Origin of the sequence: Agrobacterium sp. ES01, from assembly GCF_050320885.1 — a bacterium.
GTDB lineage: Bacteria > Pseudomonadota > Alphaproteobacteria > Rhizobiales > Rhizobiaceae > Allorhizobium.
In genome coordinates this window covers 361,715-379,991 of the sequence record NZ_JBNQTH010000004.1, presented here as the reverse complement: position 1 = coordinate 379,991, position 18,277 = coordinate 361,715, and the positions used below count along the sequence as shown (strand labels likewise).

The following is an 18,277-nucleotide window of genomic DNA, read 5'->3' as shown; positions in this document are numbered from 1 at the left end:
TTATATGCGAGGAGACATCTCCTGCGCTAAAGCCGCTGAAAAGGATTGGGGATATGATCAAGACCGTCAATGAAGCCGACCTCCCCCTTCCCAAGCCCAAAGCATCGACGCCCGAGGTTCTGGCCGACCAGATCATGGAACGCCTCACCTATGGCATCGGCAAGGACGCCAAGGTCGCGACACCGCATGACTGGCTGACGGCGACAATCCTGGTGGTGCGCGACCGCATCATTGACCGCTGGATGGAAACCACTCGCTCGGCCTATAGCAGCAATTCCAAGCGTGTTTACTACCTGTCGCTGGAATTTCTGATCGGTCGCCTGATGCGCGATGCCATGTCCAATCTCGGTCTGGTCGAGGAAATCCGGGCCGCCTTGGCGTCGCTGAGCGTCGACCTCGACATGATCGCAGGCCTCGAGCCAGACGCAGCGCTCGGCAATGGTGGCCTTGGACGCCTTGCCGCCTGCTTCATGGAGAGCATGGCAACCGTCAACATTCCGGCCTATGGCTACGGCATTCGTTATGTCCATGGCCTTTTCCGCCAGCAGATGGCCGATGGCTGGCAGGTCGAGCTTCCGGAAACCTGGCTCGCCCACGGCAACCCGTGGGAATTCGAGCGCCGCGAATCGTCCTATGAGATCGGCTTCGGTGGCACCGTCGAGACGGTCAACGGACAGCATGACGATTTGCGCTATGTGTGGAAGCCAAGCGAGCGCTTCATCGCCATGGCCTATGACACGCCGGTGGTTGGCTGGCGCGGCGAACGCGTGAATACGCTGCGGCTATGGTCGGCCCAGCCGATCGATCCAATTTTGCTCGATGCCTTTAACGCCGGAGACCATATCGGCGCACTCAAGGAGAGCAACAGGGCCGAAACGCTGACGCGCGTTCTCTATCCGGCAGATGCCACCCCGGCCGGACAGGAATTGCGGCTGCGTCAGGAATATTTCTTCTGTGCCGCCTCGCTGCAGGACATCCTGCGTCGCCATATCCAGCACGGGAACGCCTTGGAAATATTGCCAGAAAAGGTCGCGATCCAGCTCAACGACACCCATCCTGCTGTCTCTGTTGTCGAACTCATGCGCCTGCTCTGCGACGTTCACGGGATGGATTTCGACCAGGCCTGGGACATCACCTCACGCACATTCTCCTACACCAACCACACGCTGTTGCCCGAAGCTTTGGAAAGCTGGCCGGTCCCCTTGTTCGAGCGCCTGTTGCCGCGCCACATGCAGCTGATCTATGCGATCAACGCCAGAATCCTGCGCGATGTCCGCAAGCGCCAGCAGTTCGATGACGGCGAAATCAGCAGCATATCGCTGATCGACGAAAACGGTGAACGCCGCGTGCGCATGGGCAATCTGGCCTTTATCGGTTCGCACAGCATCAACGGTGTGTCAGCGCTCCACACAGAACTGATGAAGGAAACGGTCTTCGCCGACCTTCACAAGCTCTATCCCGACCGCATCAACAACAAGACCAATGGCATCACCCCGCGCCGCTGGCTGATGCAATGCAACCCGCAACTAACATCGCTGATCCGCGAAGCGATCGGCGATGATTTCCTCGACGACGCGGAAAAGCTGACAGCACTCGACGCCTTTGCTGACGATGCTGCGTTCCAGGAAAAGTTTGCGGCCGTCAAACGGTCAAACAAGGAGAAGCTGGCTGCACTGGTGGCAAGCCGAATGGGCATCCGCCTGAACCCGGACGCGCTTTTCGATATCCAGATCAAGCGCATTCACGAATACAAGCGCCAGCTTTTGAACATCATAGAGACGGTCGCGCTCTACGATGAAATCCGTTCTCATCCCGATCGTGAATGGGTGCCGCGCGTAAAATTCTTCGCCGGCAAGGCTGCCCCCAGCTATCATAATGCCAAGCTGATCATCAAACTGGCCAATGATGTTGCCCGCGTGATCAACAACGATCCCTCCGTCGGTGGCCTGCTCAAGGTCGTCTTCCTGCCCAACTACAACGTGTCTCTGGCAGAGGTCATGGTACCCGCAGCAGACCTCTCCGAACAAATTTCGACAGCCGGGATGGAAGCATCGGGAACCGGCAACATGAAATTTGCGTTGAATGGTGCATTGACGATTGGAACTTTGGACGGTGCAAATGTGGAAATGCGCGATCATGTGGGTGAAGACAACATCGTCATTTTCGGCATGACGGCTGACGAGGTTGCCAATATGCGCTCGGAGGGCCATGATCCCCGTGCCATTATTGAAGGCTCGCGAGAATTGTCGCAGGCACTGTCTGCTATCGCGTCCGGCGTGTTTTCGCCGGATGATCGCGACCGATTCTCGGGCCTGATCGATGGCCTCTACAGCCACGATTGGTTCATGGTTGCCGCTGACTTCGAAGCCTATGCCAAGGCTCAACGCTTCGTGGACAGCATCTGGCAGGACAAGCCGAGCTGGTTCGGCAAGACGATCCGCAATACAGCCCGCATGGGCTGGTTTTCCTCTGACAGGACGATCCGCCAATATACCGCGGATATCTGGAGAGCTTGATGGCGAAAGCAACGAAGAGCGCCGGCAAACAGGAACAGCAAGACAAAATTGCGCCGGAGGAAATCGAAGCGATCGTCAAAGGTGAGCATTCTGATCAGTTTGCAGTGCTTGGAGTTCACGAAAGCGGCTCCGGTTATGTGGCCCGCTGCTTCATCCCTGATGCGGAAAAAGTCACCGTCTACAAGCTCGACGGTACCGCCATCGGAGAACTGGCCTGCCTTCACCCGGCAGGCTTTTTTGATGGGCCGGTCAATCTGAAAGGTGTTTTCCCCGTCCGCTTCCGCGCCGAACGCGGGGATGCAGAATGGACGGTCACGGACCCTTACAGCTTCTGGCCGGTTCTTGGTCCCATGGACGACTACTTCATCCGCGAAGGCTCGCATCTGCGTCTCTTCGACCGCATGGGTGCCCATCCGCTGCGTCACCAGGGTGTCGACGGTTTCCATTTCGCGGTATGGGCTCCCAATGCCCGGCGCGTGTCGGTGGTCGGAGATTTCAACGGCTGGGACGGACGTCGCCATGTCATGCGACTGAGACGCGATACCGGCATCTGGGAAATCTTCGCGCCGGATGTCCATGCGGGCTCGTCCTACAAGTTCGAGATTATCGGCAAGAATGGCGAGCGACTGCCGCTAAAGGCTGACCCCTATGCCAGACGTGCTGAACTGCGGCCCAACAACGCCTCGGTCACAACGCCCGAACTGATCCAGGATTGGGAGGACACAGCCCATCGCGAGCACTGGGCCTCTGTTGATCATCGCCGTCAGCCGATCACCATTTATGAGGTACACGCCAGCTCATGGCAGCGCCGCGACGATGGCTCCATGCTGAGCTGGGACGAGATAGCCGAACGGCTGATTCCCTACTGTATCGATATGGGCTTCACCCATATCGAGTTCCTGCCCATTACCGAACACCCCTACGACCCATCCTGGGGCTATCAGACGACAGGGCTTTATGCGCCCACTGCTCGCTTCGGCGAGCCGGAGGGGTTTGCCCGCTTCGTCAATGGTTGTCACAAGGTCGGCATCGGCGTCATTCTCGATTGGGTGCCCGCCCACTTCCCCACAGATGAGCACGGCTTGCGCTGGTTCGATGGAACCGCACTCTACGAACACGAAGACCCCCGCCAGGGCTTCCATCCCGACTGGAATACCGCGATCTACAATTTCGGGCGCGCCGAAGTTCTGGCATATCTCGTCAACAATGCCATCTACTGGGCAGAGAAATTCCACCTCGACGGCCTGCGCGTCGATGCCGTGGCGTCGATGCTCTATCTCGACTACTCGCGGAAAGAAGGCGAGTGGGTGCCCAACGAATATGGTGGCCGAGAAAACCTCGAATCCGTTCGCTTCCTCCAGCAGATGAACAAACTGGTTTACGGCTCCACGCCCGGTTTCATGACCATCGCCGAGGAATCCACATCCTGGCCCAAGGTATCGCAGCCCGTCCACGAGGGCGGCCTCGGCTTCGGCTTCAAGTGGAATATGGGCTTCATGCACGACACGCTGAGCTATCTGGCCCGCGACCCGGTACACCGCAAGCACCACCATGACGAAATCACCTTCGGGCTGGTCTACGCCTTCAACGAAAACTTCGTGCTGCCGCTGTCCCATGACGAAGTCGTACACGGCAAAGGCTCGCTGATCGCCAAGATGGCCGGTGACGACTGGCAGAAGTTTGCCAATCTGCGCGCCTATTATGGCATGATGTGGGGTTATCCCGGCAAGAAACTGCTGTTCATGGGCCAGGAGTTTGCCCAGTGGAGCGAATGGAGCGAGGAGCGGCAGCTGGACTGGAACCTGCTGCAATACCCCGCCCATGAAGGCATGCGCCGTCTGGTGCGCGATTTGAACATGACCTATCGCCGAAAGCCCGCGCTTCATGCCCGTGACTGCGAAGGCGAAGGCTTCGAATGGCTGACGGCGGACGATCCGGAAAACTCGGTTTTCTCCTGGCTGCGCAAGGCTCCGGGGGAAGCACCGGTTGCCGTGATCTGCAACTTCACGCCTGTTTATCACGAGCGTTACTCTGTTCCGCTGCCCGCCGAGGGCCGCTGGAGAGAGCTTTTGAATACCGATGCCGAAGTCTATGGAGGAAGCGGCAAAGGCAATGGCGGGCGGGTGAATGCGGTACGGCACAGCGACGGAACGATCCGTGCCGATTTGACCCTTCCGCCCCTTGCAACCATCATGTTGGAACTGGAAATTTAAGGGGAGGTTTGAATGTCGGAACGAAGGATCCAGCCGCTGGCCCGTGATGCCATGGCCTATGTTCTTGCAGGCGGACGGGGGAGCCGCCTGAAAGAACTGACAGACCGGCGCGCAAAACCCGCCGTCTATTTTGGCGGCAAGGCCCGCATTATCGATTTTGCCCTTTCCAATGCCATGAATTCCGGTATTCGCCGCATTGGTGTCGCCACCCAGTACAAGGCGCATTCCCTGATCCGCCATCTGCAGCACGGCTGGAACTTCTTCAGGCCGGAGCGTAACGAGAGCTTTGACATCTTGCCGGCCTCCCAGCGCGTGTCGGAGACGCAGTGGTATGAAGGTACCGCCGACGCCGTTTACCAGAACATCGACATCATCGAGCCCTATGGCCCGGAATATATGGTGATCCTGGCCGGTGACCATATCTACAAGATGGACTACGAGCTGATGCTTCAGCAGCACGTCGATTCCGGTGCCGATGTGACCGTCGGCTGCATGGAAGTGCCGCGTATGGAAGCGACCGGCTTCGGCGTCATGCATGTCAACGAGAAAGACGAAATCATCGACTTCGTCGAGAAACCCGCCGATCCGCCCGGCATTCCGGGAAACGAGGAATTTGCCCTGGCCTCCATGGGCATCTACGTCTTCCACACCAAGTTCCTGATGGAAATCCTTCGCGAGGATGCAGCCGACCCCAATTCCAGCCGTGACTTCGGAAAGGATCTCATTCCGCACATCGTCAAGAATGGCAAGGCAGTGGCGCACCGCTTCGCCCAGTCCTGCGTGCGGTCCGATTTCGAGCGTGAGCCCTATTGGCGCGACGTAGGCACGATCGACGCCTATTGGCAGGCCAATATCGACCTGACGGATATCGTTCCGGAACTCGATATCTACGACAAGTCGTGGCCCATCTGGACCTATGCGGAGATCAATCCGCCGGCGAAGTTCGTCCATGACGACGAAGGCCGGCGTGGCTCGGCGATATCCTCGCTGGTATCGGGCGATTGCATCATCTCCGGTTCGTCCCTCTACAAGAGCCTGCTCTTCACCGGTGTGCGCGCCAATTCCTATTCCAGGCTCGAAGGCGCGGTCATCCTGCCCAAGGTTCTCGTCGGACGCCATGCGCGACTGACCAATGTCGTGATCGACCATGGCGTGGTCATTCCCGAAGGGCTGATCGTGGGCGAGGATCCGGAAATGGATGCCAAGCGTTTCCGCCGCTCCGAAAACGGCATCTGCCTCATCACCCAAGCCATGATCGACAAACTGGAAATGACGACCTGATGAATGTTCTGTCCGTCGCCTCGGAACTCTACCCTCTGATCAAAACCGGTGGGCTTGCGGATGTGACAGGTGCGCTGCCCCTGGCACTGGGTGCGCATGGTGTCACGACCCGCACACTGCTGCCGGCCTATCCGTCTGTTCTGGCGGCGGTCGGCAAAACCCGAAAGAAGCTCCCGCTGGGCGTATTATTCGGCGAAAAGGCGACAATTCTCGAAGTAAAGCATGAAGGCCTGGATATGCTGCTTTTGCATATCCCCGCCTTTTACGACAAGCCGGGCGGACCTTACGTGGACGGCAGCGGCAAAGACTATACCGACAACTGGAAGCGTTTCGCCGCGCTGTCACTGGCCGGTGCCAAAATCGCGGCAGGTGCGCTTCCCGGCTGGCGCCCGGACGTTGTTCACGTGCATGACTGGCAGGCTGCAATGACGCCTGTCTTCATGCGCTATGCCGAAGCGCCGGAAGTGCCAAGCCTGATCACCATCCACAACATCGCCTTTCAGGGTCAGTTCTCCGCGGACCTGTTTCCGCAGCTTGAACTGCCAACCCACGCCTATTCGGAAGCGCTCGAATATTATGGCAGCATGAGTTTCCTCAAAGGCGGTCTGATGACGGCCCATGCGCTCAGCACCGTCAGCCCTTCTTATGCCGAGGAAATCCTCATTCCGCAATTTGGCATGGGCCTTGAAGGTGTGATTGCCAGCCGCGCCGGCGATCTGTTCGGCATTGCCAACGGCATCGACACCTCCGTCTGGGATCCCGGCGCTGATCCGCTGATCGCTGCCAATTTTACTGCCTCCTCGGCACGCAAACGCGCCCAGAACCGCAAGGCGTTGAGCAACCGTATGGGTCTCGACGCTGATGACAGCCCGATCTTTTGCGTGATCTCGCGGCTGACATGGCAAAAGGGTATGGATCTTCTGGCGGACGTCGCAGACGACCTTGTCGCCATGGGCGGCAAACTGGCCATTCTGGGCACCGGCGATGCAGGCCTGGAAGGCGCACTGTCCGAAGCAGCCGCCCGCCATCCTGGCCGGATTGGCATGACCATCGGCTATAACGAACCACTCTCTCACCTGATGCAGGCAGGATCGGATGCGATCCTCATACCCTCCCGTTTCGAACCCTGCGGCCTGACCCAGCTTTACGCCCTTCGCTACGGATGTATTCCGGTTGTTGCACGCACCGGCGGACTGAATGACACCGTGGTCGACGCCAATGAGGCCGCATTGTCTGCCGGCGTTGCAACCGGCGTTCAATTCGGCAATGTGAGCGCAGATGGATTGCGTCAGGCGCTGCGCCGCACGATGCGCCTTCATGGTGAGGACAAGATTTGGGCTCAGATGCAGAAACAGGGCATGAAATCGGATGTGTCCTGGGGTCGAAGCGCCGCGCGCTATCACGACCTCTACACAAGCCTCGTTGCGAAAGGCCAGTAATACAATGAAAAACTCTGTTGCCACCAAACCTTATGCTGACCAGAAGCCCGGCACCTCGGGCCTGCGCAAGAAGGTACCTGTGTTCCAGCAGGAGAATTATGCCGAAAACTTCATCCAGTCGATCTTCGATTCACTGGAAGGTTTTGCCGGCAAGACGCTGGTGATCGGTGGCGATGGCCGCTATTTCAACCGCGAGGTCATCCAGATCGCTATCCGCATGGCGGCCGCCAACGGCTTCGGCAAGGTCATGGTTGGACAGGGCGGCATTTTATCGACGCCTGCAGCCTCCAACATCATTCGTAAATACAAGGCTTTCGGCGGCATCATTCTGTCGGCCAGCCACAATCCCGGCGGCCCGAACGAAGATTTCGGCATCAAGTATAACGCCAGCAATGGCGGCCCGGCATCCGAGCGCATCACGGATGCGATTTACGAACGTTCCAAGGCGATCGACAGTTACAAGATCGCAGAGGCAGACGAGGTTAATCTTGACGATATTGGCGAGACAGAACTCGCCGGCATGACGGTCGAGGTGATCGATCCCGTTGCTGACTACGCCGAACTGATGGAGCAATTGTTCGACTTCGCCGCCATCCGTGGCATGTTCGGTCTCGGATTCCGAATGGTGTTTGATGCCATGAGCGCGGTTACCGGCCCCTATGCGACCGAAATTCTGGAAAATCGCCTCGGTGCGCCCAAAGGAACGGTTCGCAACGGTAAGCCATTGCCCGATTTTGGCGGCCACCATCCGGACCCGAATTTGGTCCATGCCAAGGAACTCTATGACCTGATGATGTCGGGCGATGATGCACCCGATTTTGGCGCCGCCTCCGATGGTGATGGCGACCGCAATCTGATCATCGGCAAGGGGATATTCGTGACCCCCTCCGACAGCCTGGCATTGCTGGCGGCCAATATTACGCTCGCACCCGGATATGCCGGCGGCATCACCGGCATTGCCCGCTCCATGCCGACCAGTGCGGCCGCAGACCGGGTGGCGGAAAAGCTCGGGATCGGCATGTACGAGACCCCGACCGGCTGGAAATTCTTTGGCAATCTTCTGGATGCCGACAAGGTGACCATTTGCGGCGAGGAAAGTGCCGGCACCGGCTCGAACCATGTCCGCGAAAAAGATGGCCTCTGGGCCGTCCTGCTCTGGCTCAACATTCTGGCAGGTCGCGGCGAAAGCGTCGAAGACATCGTGCGCAAGCACTGGGCGACCTATGGCCGCAACTACTATTCCCGCCACGATTATGAAGGTGTGGAAACGGATCGCGCCAATGGTTTGATGGGTTCGCTTCGCGAACGTCTGGCCACGCTTCCTGGCACCAGGGTCGGCGATCTCGTGGTCGCCGAGGCAGACGATTTCGCCTATCACGATCCGGTCGACGAATCCGTATCGAAGAACCAGGGTATCCGCATCCTCTTCGAAGGCGGCTCCCGCGTGGTCTTCCGACTGTCCGGCACAGGCACCTCTGGCGCGACACTGCGTGTCTATATCGAGCGCTACGAGCCAGATCCCGACCGACACGACATCGAAACCCAGACGGCCCTTGCGGATCTGATTGCAGCGGCCGAAACATTGGCCGATATCAAGAGCCGCACCGGTTTCGACGCACCGACCGTCATCACCTGATCATGACAGGCTAAAGCTTGGCCCGGGTGCCGGAGGTCGAGCTTCCTGTACCCGTTTCTCGTCTGCCACGAACTGCTCAGTGAAATGCGCGCACCTCGACCGGTGTTCGGCAGGCGATCACGGCCTTGCGGCCCCAGGCCAAGGCTTCGTCCATGGACTGGGCTTCGAGGATCCAGAAGCCGCCCATATGCTCGCTTGTCTGCAGATAGGGCTCTTCGGTGACCAGCACTTCCCCATCAGACTGTGCAGTGAGAGACCTGGCCTCGCTGGCCGATTTCAGGCCGCCAGCGAAGATGCGCGCACCAGCTGCGACCATTTCGTCGTTGAGCCTGTCGATGTCGCGGGACATCGCTTCGTCCTCTGAGGCCAAGGGATCGTAATCATCCGGAAAATGTATGGCGACGAGATACTGTGACATGCGTTTTCCTCCTCGGAATGTCGCTCGCTGCGGCTTTACTGTTGGATGTCAGGCTCGACCAGATGCGCCAATTGCGTCATGGACTCCTGCCAACCGAGGTAGCAAGCCGCTTCGGGAATAACCTCCGGGACGCCCTCCTGAACGATGGTCAGATCCGTTCCGCAAAAGACCGGCTTCAGCGTCACTGTCACCACGATCTCGCCTTTCAGATTGGGGTCGTCGAAGACATCGGTGTAACGGATCAACGCGTTTTCGATGAGCTCCAGATAGGTTCCGCCGAATGTGTGCGAGTGCTGGGTGCTGAAGTTGGTGAAGGACATCTTGAACGTCCCGCCGACTTTCGCCTCCAGATGATGCATCTTGCCGATAAAGCCATAAGGCGGGACCCATTTGCACTGGGCGTCGCCATCCAGAAATGCACGATAGACCTTCTCCGGCGGTGCGCGGAGCACACGGTGAATGCGAATGGTATGCGGCATGACAAGCTCCCTGATGGTTACGGTTGTGGCAAAATATATTCAAGATAGGCCTTCAGATGCCGCAGGCTGTCGCGTGCCTGATCAGCGCCATTTTTGGCCTTGGCAAAAATGAAGGCACCTTGCAGCACCGACTGGATGAAGTAGCCGACGCTCTCAGGCGTCCAGTCGGCATCAGGCGCATAGAGCGCCTTGGCGGCAGCAACGTCCTCGACCAGAAATGCGATATGCCCCGACATGCCATCATCGCATGCACCGCGGATCGCGGGATGCGTCTGATAGGTCTCCTGCACCAGAGTACCCAGCAGACAGGTGAATTCGGACACGTCCCGGTCCAGGATATCGAGGCGAAAATCGACATAGGCGAGCAGACGCGCGCGCGGATCGGTCATCGACCGGTAGGGCGCAGAGACGAAGATCTCGCCGGTAAACCGGTTCCAGAAATCGACAGTGCCGATGACCAGTTCTTCCTTGCTTTTGAAGTGATGAAAAAAGCTGCCTTTGCTGACACCGGAGCGCGCGCAGATATCGTCGACAGTGGTGGCAGCATAGCCCTTTTCGCGGACGAGGCCGAGTGCTGCCTCGATCAATTTCAATCGGGAAGGATGAATGGCCTCGGACATGCTGATCTCCACGCTCCAACTTATGCGATAATAAACCAACCAGTTGGTATGGTGTCAATCGATAGTTTTGAAATGATGATTTCGCCCCCGCGATCGCAAGCGTCATCAAACTATCGCTCGCCCAGTCGCGTCTTATCCGGCACACTGAAACCGGGACAGATTCGCAATCCTTACCTGCGCGAAAAGAAGCCATGACATCCACAGTTTCAGGCGCAACGCCGACAGCATCAGGCACTGATTTTTCCGTGTGGTCAGATCACGCCGATAAAATAGAGCTTTGCCTCTTTGACCGTGACGGAAAGACGGAAACAGATCGGCTTGAGATGATCCGCGATGATGACGGCAATCATCACCTGCATGTCGACAAGGTTGGCAAAGGCCAGCGCTACGGCTTTCGCGCGTATGGACGCTATGAGCCAGAAAATGGCTTCTGGTTCGATCCGGCAAAGCTTCTCATCGATCCCTATGCGAAGGAACTGGACCGTGCCTTCACCTATGACGGACGGCTTGCCGTCTTTGGCGAGGATACGGCCGACCTCGTTCCCAGAACGATCGTTGGCAAAGACCGGCCGGTAAAGCAATCTGCCCCGAAATTCAAAAGCGGCGGCTTCATTTATGAACTCTCGGTAAAAGCCTTCACGCAGTTACATCCTCAGGTGCCGGTCAAACAGCGCGGCACGATTGCGGCCCTGGCTCATCCGGCAGTGATCGCGCACTTGCAGAAGATCGGCGTCGATGCAGTCGAACTGCTGCCCATCACCGCCTGGATCGACGAACGCCATCTGCCAGCACTCGGCCTCACAAATGCCTGGGGCTATAATCCGGTCGCAATGATGGCGCTTGATCCGCGCCTTGCGCCGGGCGGTGTGAAGGAGTTGCGCGATACCGTTTCAGCCCTGCACAATGCCGGCATCGGCGTCATTCTTGATCTTGTCTTCAATCACACCGGCGAAAGCGATGTCCTGGGCCCGACCCTGTCGCTGCGGGGACTGAGCAATATCAGCAGTTACCGTCACCAAGCCGACAATGCGGGCGTATTGATCAATGACACCGGCACCGGCAACACACTCGCCTGCGATCACCCCTATATCCGCCGTTTGATTGTCGACAGTCTGCGCCACTTCGTCTTGAATGCCGGAATAGACGGTTTCCGTTTCGATCTTGGACCCGTGCTGGGCCGAACCGCGCATGGCTTCGACCGGCATGCCGAGACCCTGCGGGCAATCACCTCGGACGAGGTGCTGTGCGATCGCATCCTGATTGCCGAACCATGGGATATAGGCCCCGGTGGCTACCAACTCGGCAATTTCCCCGAACCTTTCCTCGAGTGGAATGATCAGGCCCGCGACACGATCCGCAAATTCTGGCGCTGCGACCACCATATGACCGGAGCCATGGCGACGGCGCTTGCAGGCTCTTCCGATATTTTCTCCCGCCATGAAGGCACCCAGACACGCTCGGTCAATTTTATCGCCGCCCATGACGGGTTCACGCTGATGGACATCGTCTCCTTTGCCCACAAGCACAATGAGCGGAATGGCGAAGACAATCGCGACGGCCACAATGAGAACCTCTCCTGGAACAATGGCGCAGAGGGTCCCAGCGAGGACGCTGAAATAGCCAGCCGCCGCAAGCGCGATATCATGGCGCTCCTGTCGACACTCTTTGCCAGCCGTGGCGCAATCATGCTGACCGCAGGCGATGAGGGAGGGCGCACCCAACAGGGCAATAACAACGCCTATTGCCAGGACAATGAAATCACCTGGCTTGATTGGGAAACCATGGATGCGGAACTCATAGACCTCACCGCCAGTCTCCAGACCATGCGCCGGCGCTTCTCGGTATTCTCAGACACCAGGCTTTTAACCGATCACGATGTGGAGTGGCTGACGCTCGACGGTCAGCCAATGTCCGTCTCCGATTGGGAGCAGCCTGACGCCGCCGGGTTTGCCATGGTGCTAAAGACCCATGACGCGATGTCGGATAAAGACACACGACTTGCAGTCATTTTCAATAGAAGCGATGTTATGCATCGAGTGGAGCTTCCCATGTCCGGCACGGCTGAATGGCAAATTGCATCAACGGGTGCAACGCCGACCACACTGGAAATGGATCCTCGAAGCGTCGTTTTCCTTGTCCAGCACTGACTAAATATTGCCCTTTACGTGGATGACGATGTTAACGACCGTCTGCCATGCCTATTCAATAAGAATACGTTCGAACAATTGTGAGGTAGCATGCCGCGTGAAATCTCCTTGGCCGAAGTCGAAGGCTTCGTTGGACAGGAAGTAGGCGTTTCGGATTGGATGACAGTCGATCAGAAACGGATCGACGCCTTTGCCGACGCGACCGACGATCATCAGTTCATTCACACTGATCCCGTGCGCGCTGCGGCTGAAACGCCCTTCGGAGGCACGATTGCCCATGGCTTTTTGACGATCTCCCTGTTGTCGACCATGAACTTCAACTGCCTGCCGACGATCCGCGAGCAGACCATGGGCATCAATTACGGTTTCGACAAAGTCCGCTTCATGTCGCCGGTCAGGACGGGCAAGCGCATCCGCGGCCATTTCGTGCTGGCGGAGGCGCGCTTTCGCGGTGCTGGCATGCTCATGACCACCTATGAGGTCTCCATCGAGATTGAAGGGGAACGCAAGCCGGCGCTCACCGCCAACTGGATTACCATCATCCAGTTCGACCCGAAGGACAGGCCTGACGCCAAGCCATGACCTCCGTCGAAACCGATGTGCGGCAGGCTTTCCTGAAACAAGCCAAAAGCTGCGAGGATCTGGGTTCCGCATTCACCGCCAGATTGTGCCGCTTGGCGGCAAAGCACATGCGCGCCGATACCGCAGTCGAAGAACGCATTCTCTCCTGGCCCGGCAACGCAACCGCGACCGGTGATGCCCTGGCACTTCGCCTAGCAGGCTCGCTGCATGCGCTCGTGCTCTCCGGTCAAAGCGTGGCATTGGCCGACATCTATCCACCAAAGGCCGCAGAGGATGCGATGCTTTGGGCATCGGTGAAGGCCGCCTTCATTGACCATCAAGCCTTCATACTGGACCGTCTGACGTCGGCACCCCAGACCAACGAGGTGCGCCGATCCGCTGCCCTCTTGCCAGGCTTCCTCACAATTGCGCAGCTGACGGCCAAGCCGCTAATGCTCTCGGAAGTCGGCGCCAGCGCTGGCCTCAATCTCAACTGGGACAAATATGCCTACACATTCGGGTCCACGACCTGGGGCGGGACATCGACAGTGTCGTTGGCACCTGATTGGCAGGGACAGCCAGTGCCGAATGCGAAACTGAGCGTCACGAACAGAGCCGGTTGCGATCTCAACCCTCTCAATCCCGCATCCGCGGAAGATCGCCTTCGGCTCATGTCCTATATCTGGGCCGATCAGGCGGACCGTTTGGAGCGGACACGCCATGCATTGGAAATTGCCGTTGCAAACAATGTCGTCGTGGACCGCGCAGACGCGATCGACTGGCTCAAACGGCGCCTGTCGCAACAGCATACCGGCGTCACCCACGTGATCTACCACACCATCGCCTGGCAATATCTGCCGGATGCGCTGAAAGCCAAAGGCGAAGCGCTCATCGCAGCAGCCGGTAAAAAAGCAACGACCGACGCACCATTGGCGCGGTTGCAGATGGAAGCGGATGGAAAGACGGATGGCGCAGCACTGACGCTACAAATCTGGCCAACAGGCGAGCGCCACGAGATCGGCCGAGCCGATTTCCATGGCCGCTGGGTCAACTGGAAAGGCTGGCCGTCGGCTTAGCAACGGCCAGCATCACTCGTAATCGATCAATGCGCGCCTTCGGCGAGGAGCCCGAACGCATAATCGGCAAACGACCGCCAGCATTCGACGCGGAACGTTTCCTCATCGACGCGGTAGAGCACCACTTCGATCTTGGCGAGAATGGTGCGCGAGGCAGCGCCCACCGGAAAGACCGAAAGCGACAGATCCTGGGGGCAGCCCGCATTGATGGTCGCTTCAGCACCGGGACCGGATGCGATAATCGCCGTGTTGCGGTGAGAGACATCCGTTGCCGAATGAACAGTCCCCGATGCGGCGCAATCGTACATCAGGTCGCCGCCCTTCTCGTCGATCAGCAGCCACTCATCGGGACCGAGCCAGAGCGCAATACGCCCCTTGGCTGCAACCGAACTCTTCGGCTTGACCGGCAGCTTGATGCCGAGAGACTTGGAAAGCCCGGCAATTGCATCTGCCCCTGCCCTCAGAGAAACCCGGGCCGCCGGCTCAGCCGGGGTCAGGCGCACCGTTGACGATCCACCGCGCTTGCCCTGAAGCACAGGCTTGCGTACCGCTTCCATTGCATCAGCCATGAATGCGCCCCCCTTCCTTGTCGTAGAACACCATATCGGTCACTTCGACCGCGATTGTCTTGTCGGCCATCGGCACGAAAAGCGTCTGGCCCATGCGGGTCTGTCCGCCAGCCACCATCGCAATCGCGATCGGCTTGCCGAGACTTTCCGACCAATAGGACGATGTTACATGACCGAGCATGGTCATCGGCTTCGGCTGGTTCGGATCGGCAACGATCTGCGCACCCTCTTCCAGCACATTGCTGCCTTCCTTGACGATCAGACCAACAAGCTGCTTGCGGCCTTCACGCACGATATCCGGACGCTTGAGGCCGCGGATACCGACGAAATCCGTCTTCTTCTTCGACACGGCCCATGACAGCCCGGCATCGTGCGGCGTAAGCGTGCCGTCCGTATCCTGACCGACAATGATATAGCCCTTTTCAGCGCGCAGCACATGCATGGTCTCGGTGCCATAAAGGCATGCCCCCATGTCCTTGGCACGCGCCCAGACAGCTTCGAGAACAGACGCACCGTAATCGGCAGGCACATTGATTTCAAAGCCAAGTTCGCCGGTAAACGACATGCGGAACAGCCGCGTCGGCACACCACAGAACTTGCCCTCAGCCACGCTCATATGCGGGAAGGCTTCGTTGGAGATATCGATGCCTTCAACGAAAGGCTCGATGATCTCGCGCGCCTTCGGTCCCTGAACGGCGATGACAGCCCATTGTTCGGTGGTCGAGGTCAGCCATACCTTCAGATCCGGAAACTCGGTCTGCAGATAGTCTTCCATGTGTTGCAGCACGCGTGGCGCGCCGCCGGTGGTGGTGGTCACATGGAAACGATCCTCGGCCATGCGCCCGACCACGCCGTCATCATAAATGAATCCGTCTTCGCGGGTCATGATGCCGTAGCGACAACGACCGGGCTTCAGCGTATCCCAGGCATTGGTATAGAGCAGGTTCAGGAACTTTGCAGCGTCAGGACCGACAACCTCGATCTTGCCAAGCGTGGAGGCATCGAACACACCGGCTACGTCGCGAACGGTCTTGCACTCGCGGTTGACGGCCTGATGCATGTCCTCGCCAGGGCGGGGATAGTACCAGGCACGCTTCCAGTTGCCGACATCCTCAAACTCCGCACCATTGGCAACTTCGACCTGGTGCATTGCCGTCTTGCGCGCAGGATCGAACAACTCGCCACGAGAATGGTTGATGAGCGTACCGAAAGTGACGGGCGTATAGGGTGCACGGAATGTCGTCAGCCCCACATTGGGGATTTCCTTGCCAAGCATTTCAGCGGCAATCGCCAGACCATGCATGTTGGAAAGCTTGCCCTGGTCAGACGCCATGCCGTTTGTGGTGAATCGCTTGATGTGCTCGATGGAATGCATGCCTTCGCGCACAGCAAGGCGAATATCCTTGGCGCAGACATCATGCTGGAAGTCGATAAAGGCCTTGACCGAGGTCTCCGGTCCGGCGCCTTCTGCAGCACCGATCATGCCGCCCGTCCAGTCAAACGCATTCTCACCGCGAATATTCGACGGCTTCTTGCCCTTGGTTCCGGCCTCCTTGGCCAGATTGAGGCCAGCAATCGATGCTTCGTCCAGCATAGCCTGAAGGTCGTCCGTTCCGTTGCAAGAACCAACGCAGATACCGTTCTGCGCATAGACGTCCGGCAGGAAACGGTCCTTTGCCTTGTCGAATTTCAGCTTGCCCCGCGATTGCGAGAACAGATGCACCGACGGTGTCCATCCAGCCGAGACCAGAAGGGCATCCACCTCGATCTTGCGAGCGGAGCCACCACCATTGGCCTTGACCGTCACCGACTTGACCCGAAGGCGCCCGGAGGTGTCGGTAATATGGTGCGATGTCAGAACCTCGATGCCGAGTGCCTTGGCTTTCGCCAGAACGGCATCACCCGGGTTCGCGCGGCAGTCGATGATTGCGGGAACGGATACACCGGCGTTCTTCAGATCGAAGGCCGCTTCGTACGCCGAGTCATGAGCGGTGTAGATGCCGACCTTGGCACCGACAGCAACCCCGAAATGGTTGAGATAGGTGCGTCCGGCAGAGGCAAGCATGATGCCCGGGCGGTCATTATTGGCAAATACCATATGACGCTCGATCGAGCCGGTTGCCATGATCACCTGCTTGGCACGAACCTGCCACAGCCGCTCACGCGGCATGTTGCGGCCGGGATTGGCCAGATGATCGGTTACACGCTCGGCCAGCGCCACGAAATTGTGGTTGTAGTAGCCGAAAGCCGTAGTGCGGTTCAGCAAGGTGACATTGTCCATTTCGGACAACCGCGAAGCCGTCGCCTGCGCCCAGTCATAACCATTGACACCCTCGATCTTCGCGCCGGTATCGAAATGCAATGCACCACCAACTTCGGGCTGTTCATCGCAAAGGATTACCTTGGCGCCCGCTTCCGCTGCAGAAAGAGCAGCAGCCAGACCGGCAGCGCCGGCACCGACAACGAGCACGTCACAATGGGCATAGCGATTGTCGTAGTGATCCGGATCAGCTTCCGTCGGCGCAACACCCAGACCCGCCGCGCGGCGGATAAAGGGCTCGTAAAGCGCATGCCAGGCAGCCTTCGGCCACATAAAGGTCTTGTAGTAGAAGCCGGCGGCAAAGAATGGCGAAAACAGATCGTTGATACCGCCGATGTCATAGGCCAGAGAAGGCCAGCGGTTCTGCGACTGGGCCGTCATGCCGTCGAAGACTTCTTGAACGGTCGCCCGTACATTCGGCTGACGACGGGCACTGTCACGCGAAATGTCGAGAAGCGCATTGGGCTCTTCCGGACCGGCCGTCAGAATGCCGCGAGGACGGTGATATTTAAAGGAGCGACCGGCGAGATGAATGCCGTTGGCCAGAAGCGCGGAAGCGACGGTATCGCCTTCGATCGCAGTATAGCTAACGCCATCGTAGTTGAAGCGTGCGGTGCGGGCGGGCGTCAGACGGCCCTTGCCGGGAATACGATTGGACGCGCTCATCGAATAGCTCCCGCGGGTACGCCTGCTGCCGTCAGCGTTTCGGCATCGGGTTGCGGCTCACCGGCCTTGTAGGTCATGTAAATTTTGTCGCTCACGGTATCGCGCGCGGCATTGAAGAAGCGGCCACAGCCATGAATATGCCGCCAGCGCTCGAAGATCAGCCCTTTCGGGTTTTCGCGCATGAAGAAATAATCGGCAAACTCGGCGTCCGTGATATCGGCGATATTCTGCGGGCGAGCGATATGGGCTTCACCAGCACCACGGAATTCGAGTTCCGAGCGCTCTTCTTCGCAATAGGGGCATCTAATCAGGAACATTGATGTTCAATCCTTTGAG

General features: G+C 58.4%; 14 protein-coding genes. 8 read left to right on the top strand and 6 right to left on the bottom strand.

Annotation, left to right across the window (positions count from 1 at the left end):
• Nucleotides 1-53 precede the first annotated feature (53 nt).
• From ACQQ2Q_RS14665 to ACQQ2Q_RS14645, 5 genes are read left to right on the top strand one after another with little or no spacing between them, the layout of a single operon-like run.
• Nucleotides 54-2,516: a glycogen/starch/alpha-glucan phosphorylase gene (locus tag ACQQ2Q_RS14665; RefSeq protein WP_428187839.1), complete on the top strand. Its 2,463-nt coding sequence runs from the start codon at nt 54-56 to the stop codon at nt 2,514-2,516.
• Entirely contained in the window at nt 2,516-4,729 is a 2,214-nt protein-coding gene (glgB, locus tag ACQQ2Q_RS14660; RefSeq protein ID WP_428187838.1) for a 1,4-alpha-glucan branching protein GlgB, read from the top strand. The genes ACQQ2Q_RS14665 and glgB overlap by 1 nt, the downstream gene beginning before the upstream one ends.
• Nucleotides 4,730-4,741: 12 nt before the next feature.
• A complete protein-coding gene (gene glgC, locus ACQQ2Q_RS14655) occupies nt 4,742-6,010 on the top strand; it encodes a glucose-1-phosphate adenylyltransferase (protein WP_428187837.1) in 1,269 nt (422 codons plus the stop codon).
• Nucleotides 6,010-7,449: a glycogen synthase GlgA gene (glgA, locus tag ACQQ2Q_RS14650; protein ID WP_428187836.1), complete on the top strand. Its 1,440-nt coding sequence runs from the start codon at nt 6,010-6,012 to the stop codon at nt 7,447-7,449. Before glgC ends, glgA begins: the two co-directional genes overlap by 1 nt.
• 4 nt (nt 7,450-7,453) lie before the next feature.
• A complete protein-coding gene (locus ACQQ2Q_RS14645) occupies nt 7,454-9,085 on the top strand; it encodes an alpha-D-glucose phosphate-specific phosphoglucomutase (RefSeq protein WP_428187835.1) in 1,632 nt (543 codons plus the stop codon).
• Between the two features lie 76 nt (nt 9,086-9,161).
• On the opposite strand, the gene ACQQ2Q_RS14640 is transcribed toward ACQQ2Q_RS14645, so the two are convergent.
• From ACQQ2Q_RS14640 to ACQQ2Q_RS14630, 3 genes are read right to left on the bottom strand one after another with little or no spacing between them, the layout of a single operon-like run.
• Nucleotides 9,162-9,503 carry a YciI family protein gene (locus ACQQ2Q_RS14640; protein ID WP_428187834.1) on the bottom strand — a complete coding sequence of 114 codons (342 nt, stop codon included), beginning with the start codon at nt 9,501-9,503 and terminating at the stop codon, nt 9,162-9,164.
• A gap of 35 nt (nt 9,504-9,538) precedes the next feature.
• Nucleotides 9,539-9,982 carry an SRPBCC family protein gene (locus ACQQ2Q_RS14635; RefSeq protein WP_428187833.1) on the bottom strand — a complete coding sequence of 148 codons (444 nt, stop codon included), beginning with the start codon at nt 9,980-9,982 and terminating at the stop codon, nt 9,539-9,541.
• 17 nt (nt 9,983-9,999) lie between these two features.
• A complete protein-coding gene (locus ACQQ2Q_RS14630) occupies nt 10,000-10,602 on the bottom strand; it encodes a TetR/AcrR family transcriptional regulator (protein WP_428187832.1) in 603 nt (200 codons plus the stop codon).
• A 191-nt stretch (nt 10,603-10,793) separates the two neighbouring features.
• On the opposite strand from ACQQ2Q_RS14630, the gene glgX reads away from it, so the two are divergent.
• The 3 genes from glgX to ACQQ2Q_RS14615 all read left to right on the top strand — a co-directional run bounded on the left by glgX (nt 10,794) and on the right by ACQQ2Q_RS14615 (nt 14,386).
• Nucleotides 10,794-12,749, top strand: coding sequence for a glycogen debranching protein GlgX (gene glgX, locus ACQQ2Q_RS14625; protein ID WP_428187831.1), 1,956 nt, complete (start codon nt 10,794-10,796; stop codon nt 12,747-12,749).
• 90 nt (nt 12,750-12,839) lie between these two features.
• The gene (locus ACQQ2Q_RS14620) at nt 12,840-13,331 is read left to right on the top strand and encodes a MaoC family dehydratase (protein WP_428187830.1); all 492 of its coding nucleotides are present in this window, start codon (nt 12,840-12,842) and stop codon (nt 13,329-13,331) included.
• Complete coding sequence (locus tag ACQQ2Q_RS14615; protein ID WP_428187829.1) at nt 13,328-14,386, top strand: DUF2332 domain-containing protein; 1,059 nt, start codon at nt 13,328-13,330, stop codon at nt 14,384-14,386. The genes ACQQ2Q_RS14620 and ACQQ2Q_RS14615 overlap by 4 nt, the downstream gene beginning before the upstream one ends.
• A 26-nt stretch (nt 14,387-14,412) precedes the next feature.
• Here ACQQ2Q_RS14615 and ACQQ2Q_RS14610 read toward each other — a convergent pair whose 3' ends face one another.
• Genes ACQQ2Q_RS14610 through ACQQ2Q_RS14600 form a run of 3 tightly spaced genes read right to left on the bottom strand, consistent with a single transcriptional unit; the run spans nt 14,413 to nt 18,258 of the window.
• Nucleotides 14,413-14,955 (bottom strand): sarcosine oxidase subunit gamma, encoded by a 543-nt coding sequence (locus tag ACQQ2Q_RS14610; protein ID WP_428187828.1) that lies wholly within the window; start codon nt 14,953-14,955, stop codon nt 14,413-14,415.
• Nucleotides 14,948-17,941 carry a sarcosine oxidase subunit alpha gene (locus ACQQ2Q_RS14605; RefSeq protein WP_428187827.1) on the bottom strand — a complete coding sequence of 998 codons (2,994 nt, stop codon included), beginning with the start codon at nt 17,939-17,941 and terminating at the stop codon, nt 14,948-14,950. The genes ACQQ2Q_RS14610 and ACQQ2Q_RS14605 overlap by 8 nt, the downstream gene beginning before the upstream one ends.
• Nucleotides 17,938-18,258 (bottom strand): sarcosine oxidase subunit delta, encoded by a 321-nt coding sequence (locus tag ACQQ2Q_RS14600; RefSeq protein WP_428187826.1) that lies wholly within the window; start codon nt 18,256-18,258, stop codon nt 17,938-17,940. The genes ACQQ2Q_RS14605 and ACQQ2Q_RS14600 overlap by 4 nt, the downstream gene beginning before the upstream one ends.
• Between the last annotated feature and the right edge of the window lie 19 nt (nt 18,259-18,277).

What these genes read in the sequence shown, in the direction of transcription:
- ACQQ2Q_RS14665 (WP_428187839.1), top strand. Translation starts at nt 54, where the DNA reads ATGATCAAGACCGTCAATGAAGCCGACCTCCCCCTTCCCAAGCCCAAA.
- glgB (WP_428187838.1), top strand. Translation starts at nt 2,516, where the DNA reads ATGGCGAAAGCAACGAAGAGCGCCGGCAAACAGGAACAGCAAGACAAA.
- glgC (WP_428187837.1), top strand. Translation starts at nt 4,742, where the DNA reads ATGTCGGAACGAAGGATCCAGCCGCTGGCCCGTGATGCCATGGCCTAT.
- glgA (WP_428187836.1), top strand. Translation starts at nt 6,010, where the DNA reads ATGAATGTTCTGTCCGTCGCCTCGGAACTCTACCCTCTGATCAAAACC.
- ACQQ2Q_RS14645 (WP_428187835.1), top strand. Translation starts at nt 7,454, where the DNA reads ATGAAAAACTCTGTTGCCACCAAACCTTATGCTGACCAGAAGCCCGGC.
- ACQQ2Q_RS14640 (WP_428187834.1), bottom strand. Translation starts at nt 9,503, where the DNA reads ATGTCACAGTATCTCGTCGCCATACATTTTCCGGATGATTACGATCCC.
- ACQQ2Q_RS14635 (WP_428187833.1), bottom strand. Translation starts at nt 9,982, where the DNA reads ATGCCGCATACCATTCGCATTCACCGTGTGCTCCGCGCACCGCCGGAG.
- ACQQ2Q_RS14630 (WP_428187832.1), bottom strand. Translation starts at nt 10,602, where the DNA reads ATGTCCGAGGCCATTCATCCTTCCCGATTGAAATTGATCGAGGCAGCA.
- glgX (WP_428187831.1), top strand. Translation starts at nt 10,794, where the DNA reads ATGACATCCACAGTTTCAGGCGCAACGCCGACAGCATCAGGCACTGAT.
- ACQQ2Q_RS14620 (WP_428187830.1), top strand. Translation starts at nt 12,840, where the DNA reads ATGCCGCGTGAAATCTCCTTGGCCGAAGTCGAAGGCTTCGTTGGACAG.
- ACQQ2Q_RS14615 (WP_428187829.1), top strand. Translation starts at nt 13,328, where the DNA reads ATGACCTCCGTCGAAACCGATGTGCGGCAGGCTTTCCTGAAACAAGCC.
- ACQQ2Q_RS14610 (WP_428187828.1), bottom strand. Translation starts at nt 14,955, where the DNA reads ATGGCTGATGCAATGGAAGCGGTACGCAAGCCTGTGCTTCAGGGCAAG.
- ACQQ2Q_RS14605 (WP_428187827.1), bottom strand. Translation starts at nt 17,941, where the DNA reads ATGAGCGCGTCCAATCGTATTCCCGGCAAGGGCCGTCTGACGCCCGCC.
- ACQQ2Q_RS14600 (WP_428187826.1), bottom strand. Translation starts at nt 18,258, where the DNA reads ATGTTCCTGATTAGATGCCCCTATTGCGAAGAAGAGCGCTCGGAACTC.